9 protein-coding genes are annotated in these 10,102 nt (G+C 36.1%); 1 reads left to right on the top strand and 8 read right to left on the bottom strand.

From position 1 onward, the window contains the following. The 4 genes from RBQ93_RS12150 to RBQ93_RS12135 form a co-directional block, all read right to left on the bottom strand. Nucleotides 1–1,159, bottom strand: a 1,159-nt coding sequence (locus RBQ93_RS12150; protein ID WP_320372385.1) for a hypothetical protein, incomplete at its 3' end; no start/stop codon positions are given. 50 nt (nucleotides 1,160–1,209) lie between these two features. Next, nucleotides 1,210–2,166: a carbohydrate ABC transporter permease gene (locus RBQ93_RS12145; RefSeq protein ID WP_320372384.1), complete on the bottom strand. Its 957-nt coding sequence runs from the start codon at nucleotides 2,164–2,166 to the stop codon at nucleotides 1,210–1,212. Between the two features lies 1 nt (nucleotide 2,167). After that, entirely contained in the window at nucleotides 2,168–3,091 is a 924-nt protein-coding gene (locus tag RBQ93_RS12140) for a sugar ABC transporter permease (protein WP_320372383.1), read from the bottom strand. 20 nt (nucleotides 3,092–3,111) lie between these two features. After that, nucleotides 3,112–4,596, bottom strand: a complete 1,485-nt coding sequence (locus tag RBQ93_RS12135) for an ABC transporter substrate-binding protein (RefSeq protein WP_320372382.1) — start codon at nucleotides 4,594–4,596, stop codon at nucleotides 3,112–3,114. Nucleotides 4,597–4,802: 206 nt separating this feature from the next. On the opposite strand from RBQ93_RS12135, the gene RBQ93_RS12130 reads away from it, so the two are divergent. Further along, nucleotides 4,803–6,299: a glycoside hydrolase family 16 protein gene (locus tag RBQ93_RS12130; protein ID WP_320372381.1), complete on the top strand. Its 1,497-nt coding sequence runs from the start codon at nucleotides 4,803–4,805 to the stop codon at nucleotides 6,297–6,299. Here RBQ93_RS12130 and RBQ93_RS12125 read toward each other — a convergent pair. From RBQ93_RS12125 to RBQ93_RS12110, 4 genes are read right to left on the bottom strand one after another with little or no spacing between them, the layout of a single operon-like run. Further along, on the bottom strand, nucleotides 6,296–7,306 hold the full coding sequence (locus RBQ93_RS12125) for a LacI family DNA-binding transcriptional regulator (RefSeq protein WP_320372380.1): 1,011 nt from the start codon (nucleotides 7,304–7,306) through the stop codon (nucleotides 6,296–6,298). The genes RBQ93_RS12130 and RBQ93_RS12125 overlap by 4 nt on opposite strands. 14 nt (nucleotides 7,307–7,320) lie before the next feature. After that, nucleotides 7,321–8,625 (bottom strand): glycoside hydrolase family 30 protein, encoded by a 1,305-nt coding sequence (locus RBQ93_RS12120; protein ID WP_320372379.1) that lies wholly within the window; start codon nucleotides 8,623–8,625, stop codon nucleotides 7,321–7,323. Beyond that, nucleotides 8,594–9,418, bottom strand: a complete 825-nt coding sequence (locus RBQ93_RS12115; protein ID WP_320372378.1) for a hypothetical protein — start codon at nucleotides 9,416–9,418, stop codon at nucleotides 8,594–8,596. The genes RBQ93_RS12120 and RBQ93_RS12115 overlap by 32 nt, the downstream gene beginning before the upstream one ends. Further along, complete coding sequence (locus tag RBQ93_RS12110; RefSeq protein WP_320372377.1) at nucleotides 9,415–10,080, bottom strand: hypothetical protein; 666 nt, start codon at nucleotides 10,078–10,080, stop codon at nucleotides 9,415–9,417. Before RBQ93_RS12110 ends, RBQ93_RS12115 begins: the two co-directional genes overlap by 4 nt. Between the last annotated feature and the right edge of the window lie 22 nt (nucleotides 10,081–10,102).

The following is a 10,102-nucleotide window of genomic DNA, read 5'->3' as shown; positions in this document are numbered from 1 at the left end:
ATTCATGACTACCCGAAGCATCAAAGGTTTTGGCAATCGAAGCAGGTACATTAGTATAAACGTTGTACATACTAGCAAACGCATCACTTCCATTGTTATAACCATAAGGAATGGTACCAATCATTTGATCATCGCCAGTTTTTATACTTACAATATTACGTACTAAACCTTTGAAAACACCAGCAATGACTCCGTTCCGTTGCCAAGTCCAATCGGCACAAACAGAGATATTTTCCGCTTCAAATAAAGAATCTTCCACGACAGATAAATTACCAACTTCACCCGCTAGTAAACCGCTCCAGCCGACACTAGCATCAACTTGGCCGACTAAATGAATGTTGCGAACAAGACCGCGGGCCATGATCCGGAATAAACCGGCATTGACATTGGTTGCTGCACTATGAACTTTAAAATTGCTAACTGTATAGCCCATACCATCAATTAGACCATTAAAGGTAACATTAGCGGCAACACCATCGTGGGCATAGCCACCTAAATCAAGATTTGCTCCTAATTCATATCGATTAGTATTATTAGCAACTGACAACATATCGATAAATTCGCTTGGCTCATCAATCAATTGATATAAGCTGGCATTCTTTGTGATTTCCATACTCTTTTCAGCAACTACGCTTTCGCTTCCACAAGTCACTTCGACTTTGAAGTCATGCATACCGGCATAGTTAACTACATACTGTTTGGTATTTACTCCCCAAGGAGCTTCACCTTCAAAAGCAGCAAAAGCATTGTTATTTGGCCAATCGAAAACGCAATCATCAATTGTCATACCCGTTGGTAAATCAGTGACTTCAACCGTTAAACGATAAGCACCAGTTCCCTCAACAATTGTATTTTTGACAATTAAAGGATCATTGAAATCTGAAATAATAATTTCCGCTTGCATTCCAACTGGTTCTTCCGAAGAAGATACTGGTTCGCTTGAGGTTTCACTTGAAACTTCACTTGAAGTCTCACTTGACTCCGGCTCAATGGATGATTCATCCTCTGAATCAATTTCACTGGAATCATCTGGCAAAGATTCAGAAATACTATCTGATGGATCGATACTTTCTGAACTCGTTGCACTTGATGTGCCACCACACGAACCGAGACTTAAACCAAGAAGCAAAAATAACGCATAAGTCAATCTTTTCTTCATAAACTTTCTTTCTCCTTTTTTGATTATTAATTGAGATATGTAATCTCTAATTACCCTTTTAAACCACCAACCGAAGTGTTTTCCATTATTGTTTTACTAAAAACAGAAAACAAAGTAATTATTGGAATAATGACAAACACAATCGTCGCGAAAAGCATCGTAAATCTTTGATTAGCACCACCAATAAGACTATCAGTCAAATATTTTAAACCGACCGCAATCGTTGGCTTACGCGGTAGGTAGATTGATGGTGTAAGATAATCATTCCATAAACCAATAAGTTGAATAATTGAAATAGCAATGATTGGTCCTTTTGCCATCGGAATGATGATTTTAAAGAAAATACGAAAATCACTCGCCCCATCAATTCTTGCCGCTTCAACATAAGTCCAACTTAAATTTTTAAAGTAACTATATAGCAATAAAAAATTCATGCCAAAACCACCGCTATATAGGAATATACAACCGATAATTGTGTCAGTTAAACCTAAGGCGCGCATTAGTTGTATCTGACTTGGTAAAGCTCCAACAATTGGAATAATCAGCGAGAAAACAACAACACTAAAAATCAAATTTCGACCTGGAAAACGGTATTTAGCAACAACATAGGCCGCACTACTACTGGTAAAGACTGTCACAATCGTGCCCCCACCAGCAACGATAAGACTCATTCCTAGCATCTGAAAAATTGTAAAATTCCTTGTTGCAGGATTGCGGTATGTAAAAGCATCTAGATAATTTTGCAATGTCCATTGCTCAGGCAAACCCATGAAATCTGTAGCAAATTGGCTATGTGGCTTAAATGAATTCATTAATACCCAGGCAAATGGAAACAAAAAAGATATAGTAAATAATGTAAAAATGATAAACATGATGATAAATAATGACTTTGTCCAACCACTACGACGATAGAGAATATCGTGTTTTAAAACATAACGATCTTCATCACGTTTAGCGCGTTTTTGTGCGATTTTTTGTTGAAACCATTTCTTTATATGTAATTGCATATTAAAACTCCACATCCCCATATGCTTTGTTTAAAAGATGGCGAACAAGCAAAATAATCGGTGCTCCAATGATCGAACAAAAAAGACCTAGTGTTGCTGGTTCATTAAGTCCTGCACCACCACTTGCTTGATAAATATGTAAACCAATTGTCATCGTGTCATATTGACCTTGGGTGATAAACATTGGTTGCATAAAAACATTAAAAACAGACATCATTCCTAAAATGAATAAAGTTGTAATCGTTGGCCAAGTTAAGGGAATAATAACCTTAAAAAATTCGCGCATTGGTTTCACACCATCCATTTTGCACGACTCTAAAATTTCCCGCGGTACCCGACTCATACCTGCTGTAAGCAAGATGACGTTATAACCAATGCCTGCCCATATACAAAATAGCCAAACCATCCAGCGGGCCCCTTGATCTATAAACAAGTTAGCAACATTGATATTTAAGGCATTGAGCATTGGCGAAAGAATTCCTTGGTTCGAAAAAATGCCATAACGATAGACAATCGTTAAAATAATCAATGGAAGAATGCTCGGAATAAAAAATATGATTTTAAAGAAACCATTCCCACGTATTTTTTTGAAAATAAAATATGAGAAAAATAAAGAAATTGGTAATGTCACAAGACAAGAAATGACAAAGTAGGCAAGACTTGCTAGAAACATTGATTGGGTTGATTCCATTTTAAACGAGAGAAATAGTGTTTCATAATTGAAAAACAATTCATTCAACGCGAGAAATTCAAGTTTTCCACGAACTGGCCATTGAAATGTTAATAAGATGGAATTGATATTCACACCAAACCACATCAAAAGAAAATGACCAACTGGATAAAAGAGCATCACGAAAATAAAAATTGTTGTTCCAGTTAGGAATTTCTTTTTCGAATTTGGTTTTGCTGTGAGAGTTCCCTCCATAACTTCCCCTTAATTCAAGTTTATCTAAGACCGGCGTTTCTTAACCAAACTGGCCAACCCACTTCTGCACGATTATACATATCAGCACCAATAATCGAAGCTGTATTATTTGTTGGTTGCGCACAAGCGCTTGCATAAAAATATGTGTTTTCTAACCACGGCATGACACTATTGACATTCCAGTAAGTAATTGGGTTAGCGCTTGATAGATGGAAATTATTTCCTTCAGTTAATTTTTCACGAATTGATTTGATATAAGTATCACTTTCTTCAAGCGCACTCAAATCGACATCGTTATAATCAAATGCTAAGAAGGCGCCTTCGGCTTTTTCAACAAAGGTTACACAAGCTTCTTCTGTTGCCATATAAGCAAGGAAATCCATTGCGACATCTTTATTAGGTGTGTTTTCTGGGATAATCATTGAATCTCCGAAACCAACCATGTAATTAACTTCGATGCTCGAAGCAGTGGCTTTTGGTGTCTTCATCATTGCAATGTCAAAATCTAATTCGCGCCCAATTGCATTTTCAATTTCGTATTTTGCCCAATGTCCATAAGGAATCATCGCGGCTTGACCATTTGCAAATTGTGCTTGTGCGGTTGCTAGTTGATTACCATAAGAATCCGCGGTTGAATAATTTGAATGCAGGGCGATAAGGTCATACCACATATCATAAGCATCCATAAATTCCTTGTAATAGGTAGTCGGGTTATACATCTCAAAACCATCGGAATATCCACCAGTTGGACCTTTGTATTCGATAACTTGATTAACTTTTTCAAGGCCAGCGAGTTGGGCCCACCATTCAAAAACTAAGTAATCCCAATAATATTGTCGATCCGATCCACTCCAGGCAAATGGAACTACATAATCGCGTGTTCCAGGAATTTCAATTTGCGCTGATACTATTGTTTGGGCAAGCGCTAATAATTCGGCATATGTTGTGGGAATGCTCCACCCATTTTCTACAAACATATCAATGTTATAAACAAGACCACCGGCTCCTTGCGTATATGGGACTTTATAATAATGTTCGTCACCATTTTCACCTTCGCCAATTGAGAGTTCAGCGCCCCCAGTCACGACATGTTCTGCAAATGTTGCGTCAGTTCCTTCAACATCGCGTGCATATAAATCATCCAAATCAGCTAATAAACCCCGGGCCGCAAAATTCCGCCAATTAATGTCATGCGACATATAAATGTCGTAATCCGATTGATTTTCCAATTGGTCTTCTAAACGATCAAGAATCGATTGGTCAGCCTCGGCATAAACTTTTACACCAGTTTTTTCCTCATACTGAGCAGCTAGTGTATTAATCCACTCGGTACCATAACCGCCGTCATAAACACAAATGTATAATTCCTGTTGCGGCGTATCCCCGGAAGTAGATGTTCCACTAATTGGGTTACTATCGCTTAAATTTTCACCACAACCCGCTAATAAAAGCGCACAAAAAGACGCAACTGTGGCGCAAAGCGTAAATGAAGATGCTTTTTTCACACTATTTCTCCTTATTATAATTTGGAAATGATTTTTACGAAATCGTTTTCCTAACTTCTGGCTTTATTATAAAATGTTAACGAAAACATGTCAATCACAACTTTATTGTTGCAAGCGATTAATCTTATTAAATCTTGAATATTTATTTCAAAAATGGTATTTTAATGATATAGGAAACCGATTTCTAAGTAAACGAGGAAATGAACATGCAAAAGCAAAAACCGTGGTTATTATTGTTGATTATGACTTTAGTTTCTAGTTGTGGCACAAGTTCTAGTGGTACGACACTCGATAACTCAGTATCGGATAATACCGAATCATCTTCTATTTTATCAAGTGAACCAAACGTTGATGAATACTACGGAACAATTGAAGATCGTGTGCTTTTTTCTGATTACCAAGGTCTTGATTTCATTGAGCGATTTGATGATGGATTAAGCGATGATATATGGTATACACTTGATGGGGCTTGGCACACAACTGTTGTTGGCGCACCTCATAATGGGGTAAATAAACGCAATATTTTTTACACTAGTGATGGAGAAACTGACTATTTAGCAATTAAAGGTCGCGGATTTTATAATCGTGAAGATCCATTAATTATTGGTAAGCCCGAAGGTGGCGTTATTATTACCAAAAACCATTTAACCCCTGGTCGTTATGAAATATTAATGGCGGCATTGCCCCGTGAAGGAGCAGTTACCGCAATGTGGACATACTGTACGACAACTGGTAATGAAGTGACAAGTCAAAATGAAATCGATATTGAAATCGGTGGCACAACCGGCCCTAGTCAATTTGAATCATTCTGGGCAACTTCCTGGACAAAAAGAGAAACAAAGCAAACGGAAACAGTTGATGTATCTGATTTGTTTTTTCTCAACGATGGTCAAATTCATAAATATACATTTGATTGGTACACTGACTATCAAGGCAGTGGAGTCCGCCGTGTAGATTGGTTTGTTGACGAAAAATATGTTGTATCTGTTGATGGAAATGTTGTCCCTGAATATGATATGCCACTTTGGATTGGAGTATGGTTCCCACCGCTATGGCCTGGAAATCCAAGTTTTGAAGAGGACTATGTTTTAATTGAAGAAATATCATTCCGTGCATTTGAAAATTCACAATATCATGAGACTTGCCGCTCCCAGCCGGGTTACACAAAAACACTTCCTTCTGAATCAAATATTCAAACAATATCATATGAAGACATCCGCAATTTAAATAAATTAAGTAATGCTGATTTTGAAACATTACAGACAGCTGAACGTGATAATAGTTATTTTGGATGGAAGGTTGATAACGCCTCAAAAGGAACCGTTTCACTTACTGCTGATGCAAAGACAGGAACAAATGCATTTATGCTAACTGCTGGGCCTGAGACTGAAGCAACTTATGATGGCCAGTACATAAAACAAACTATTTCTAATGTTTTTGTTGGTTATCGTTATCAATTTTCAATCGACGCTAAATTACTTGATGCCGCTTCCAGTGGCAATATCGAAATTTATTATCGCGATATAACCGGACGATCAATTAATCGAATCAATCTCCCAGTAGAAAGTCAAAATTATACAACTTATGAGTATGATATTGTAATGCCGGAAAATAGCTATAGTCTAGAAATTGATATTACAAGTGAAAAAGGAAGCGTTATTTATGATAACGCCTCTCTTGTTTTTCTTGGACTTGCTAATTAAATTTTAACCGGCCCAGTTGTTTCACCTAATATTAATTGACCTTTGATTTCCACGAGTTCGAAGGTCATTTTTTTCTTTTGCATATATGAAATTAAACGAATTGCTAAAACCTCACCAATTTTAACTGTATCTTGTTTAACAGTTGTAAGGCGCGGAACAATCATTTGGCCAACATTAATACCATCAAACCCCGTAACTGAAATGTCTTCAGGCACTCGATATCCTTTTTCTCTTAACAACCGCATGCCTTCAATCGCGCTATAATCGTCAGGGAACATAATCGCCGTTGGTTCTTTTGCCCGCGATAAAACGCTGTCGAGCGCGCGGCTAATCGAATCAAAATCCACATAACGAGAAGCCACAATCATTGAAGGCTGATAATCAATATTATGTTTTGCAAGCGCATCTTTGAAACCGGTAATTCGCCGTTGTGTCAATGGACTATCTTCACCAGTAATATAAACAATATTTTTGTGTCCAAAATAAATAATATGTTCAGTTAATTCGAACATTTTTTGTTCATTATCTGATGTGACGCCACTCATTACGCGACCTAAGTAATCGAAACCAATCCGTGGAATGTTACTCTCCACTACTTCTTTCATTTCGCCAAACTCCATATCACCAAATAAAAGCACGCCATCAACGTTGCGTGAAACACAGTTTTTATAGAAACTTTCTTCAATGCCATTAACCGTACGGCCAATAAAAAGCAAGTCATACCCTTTTGAGTTCATTGTTTGTTGAAAAGAATCAAGAATATCGGTAAAGAGCATATGTTTAAATGGTGAAATATGCGTACCAAAATACGCAAGTACACCAACATTATTCAATGAGCCCTTGGAAAGAAATTTTGCGCTACTATTTGGAATATAATCCATTTCTTTCATTACTTGGCGAACTTTTTCTTTTGTCGACTCGGGAATGTTTGAATAATTATTAATTACTTTTGAAACTGTTGAAGGTGAAACGTTGCACCTTTTTGCGACATCATAGATGGTAATCATGTATTTTTTGCTCTCTATTGGGTTATATATATCGATGTAATTGAATCGCTCTCAATATAGCACATCATATTTTGATTAGCAAAATCAATAACTATCTTTTCTTGGTTGCCATTGTTAATAACTACTAACACAATTGAATTATCGGGGTTTTGATAAGCACATAGTTCAAGATTCGGACTGCTAGTGGATACGCTAATTCTCTGCGCATTTACTTGAATAAAATGTGCAAAATGTTTAAGCGCAAAATAACTAGGATTATAAATTAATATTTGCTTATCAGTATCGTACATTAATGGGGCTTCACAGAAATTACCAACATGATTTGGTCCACCGGAACTATCAAGTAGAATATTCCAATCAATAAAGCCTTGACTACCTGCTAAAATATCCTTTAAATAATTGCGCGCATATCTTAATGCGTGAGAATAAAGACCAACAGCGTTTTTTGGGTGTTGATAGTGGAGCAATTCAACACATCCTTCAGTAAAAAGAACTACCTTATTAGGATAATTTTGTTTAACTTTTGCAATTGCCTGATGAATTCCTTGGTCATACCAATGATAGGCAATGCCAGCAAAAATCTCGTCTTCTTTAAATAATACTCGTGCCCGCGTAACCATCTTGTCGCGATTATGATCCCAACCAAACAATGAAATATGCTTAAGTTGAGCCTTATCCAGGCAATTACGCAAAATTTTCGCTAAGCGCAATTCCTCAGGACCAGTGAAAATGCACGATTCCCAGACTTGCGTAGCTAATGGTTCGTTTTGAATAGTAAGCATTGTAACTCGGATATTTTCTTTAATTAAATCAGATAGAAAACGAGTTAAATATTCAGCATATGCTTGATAATACTTTCTAAGCAATTTACCGCCATGAGTGCGAAGATGATTTGATTTATAAATTGCCGGTGGCGACCAGCTCGATGCCATCAATGTAATTTTTTTATAATTCAATACTGAATGGACCAATGGCAATAAATATTGTTTAATTGGTTGTAACGAAAAATCACTTTGATCAACGCTACTTATAAAATCATAACTTTCTAAAGAGAAATCGCATGAAGCAATCGGAATCCGCCCGAGACTATAGTTTAGACCGTTTTGCCCGTATAAAGCATCTAAAACCTCTTGTTTAAGTGCTCGTGGTAGCTGCGCGTAGACATAGGCCGCACTATCGGTCAAAGCTCCGCCAAAACCTATGTGAAATTGATGTTTTTTACTAAAATCAATAGAGACATTGGGTCGTTCCATCGTTAAAAGGGGAACCATTTCTTGAAAAAATGTTTTAGGGCTTGTCGAAAAAATTTGTATTTTCATTTTTGAGTCCCCTCCGATAAATATTTCTAAATTGTTTTTGATTAATGAACTTATCGTACAAATCATAACTATATGCTGTAAAAACAATCGGCGAAAACGAGAAATAAAATAATCCGGCTACCCCGAGTGAAGACCATTGAATGATAGAAATAGGAACAAATTCGTAAATAATAAACGGAAGAAAACATATAAGAATAATAACTAGGTTTAATCCGAGTTTTCCGAAAGAGAAGCGTATGCTATTCATGATCAATGATTTAATCGCCGATTGATAAATTATTATATGCGTTTGCATATAGCCAAATATAATCATAAAAACAAAGAAAATGAACCAATTTAGCGCTAGTAACACTCCATCAATTTCGCTAGAAAATAGTGGGTTAGTCAATATCCAAAACTGATTTAGTTCGCACAGAAAATATAGGATGCCAATGAAAAAATATATAATCAAAAATTGCCGATAATATTTACGAATTCCACTAATCAAATCATTCCCGGGTGATGCTCCATGAACATGGATTAAACGATGTGCAAAATAAAAAGCTCCAGCCATACCAAGTCCTAATATCATTATTCCTGGAATAAATGGGCCGTAAATAAATACAAAAATTGCTAAATTGTTGATGGCTTTTTCTGCAAAGTTTACATAGACAATCCAGACCAATATCGGAATTGAGAAACAAAATATGAAAATGCTTAAAGTAATTACATCAAAATATCTTTCACGAACAATTTCAATTACTTGTTGAAAGCGATTTTTTGGTAACTCACGTTCATGCTTATTTTGATTCATAACTGATACCTTTGAAAGAAAAATTGTGCGGCATCGATTGCCAAACTGCTGAGTGAAGCGCTGTTGTATTGTCCGAAGTTGACGCTATTTGAATTAAATAATAAATAATAATCACTTATTGCATCTTCTTCTTTGGCAAATTGACAAAAGTTTTCAATGCCGATTGTTTGATTATAAATATCGTCAGTTTGATCATAAATTTTAATACCGTAGTTTTCTTCTCCATAAGTATAGAATTTCGGACTAATATCTAAGTTATCCAAAATGTTATCGATTAAACCATTAGAAATCTTTATAAAAGAATATGTAATTGCTTCAGCCATATCAACTAAGTCAATATCGCGCAATATAAGAAAATCGGCTTCAGTACCAAAACGCTCATATTGATTTGCCATATCTGAGTTATATATGCTCATCGTGTACACACGAACTTCTAATAGTCCTTTATTTTTTAAATGAATCCGCAAATCGTTTTCAAAATTTTCATCAATCAATGCTTCTGCTTCAACAAAAAACGATATTTTTTCATTTTTAGCAGGTGCCGTAATTGCATAAATCATCCAATACCATGTCGCAAAAAGCGCAATAACAGAAACTAAAATAAGCATTCCATAATAATGCATAAAGTTGCTAATCCGCTTGATAGATAAGATATTATGCATCTTGTGCCTCTACATTTTCAAC

Origin of the sequence: Trichlorobacter sp. (genome assembly GCF_034008105.1) — a bacterium.
In the GTDB taxonomy this organism is placed as follows: domain Bacteria; phylum Desulfobacterota; class Desulfuromonadia; order Geobacterales; family Pseudopelobacteraceae; genus Trichlorobacter.
Note: the sequence above shows the minus strand (reverse complement) of the source record. Positions and strands in the feature narration are given on the sequence as shown.

What these genes read in the sequence shown, in the direction of transcription:
- RBQ93_RS12145 (WP_320372384.1), bottom strand. Translation starts at nt 2,166, where the DNA reads ATGCAATTACATATAAAGAAATGGTTTCAACAAAAAATCGCACAAAAA.
- RBQ93_RS12140 (WP_320372383.1), bottom strand. Translation starts at nt 3,091, where the DNA reads ATGGAGGGAACTCTCACAGCAAAACCAAATTCGAAAAAGAAATTCCTA.
- RBQ93_RS12130 (WP_320372381.1), top strand. Translation starts at nt 4,803, where the DNA reads ATGCAAAAGCAAAAACCGTGGTTATTATTGTTGATTATGACTTTAGTT.
- RBQ93_RS12125 (WP_320372380.1), bottom strand. Translation starts at nt 7,306, where the DNA reads ATGATTACCATCTATGATGTCGCAAAAAGGTGCAACGTTTCACCTTCA.
- RBQ93_RS12120 (WP_320372379.1), bottom strand. Translation starts at nt 8,625, where the DNA reads ATGAAAATACAAATTTTTTCGACAAGCCCTAAAACATTTTTTCAAGAA.
- RBQ93_RS12115 (WP_320372378.1), bottom strand. Translation starts at nt 9,418, where the DNA reads ATGAATCAAAATAAGCATGAACGTGAGTTACCAAAAAATCGCTTTCAA.
- RBQ93_RS12110 (WP_320372377.1), bottom strand. Translation starts at nt 10,080, where the DNA reads ATGCATAATATCTTATCTATCAAGCGGATTAGCAACTTTATGCATTAT.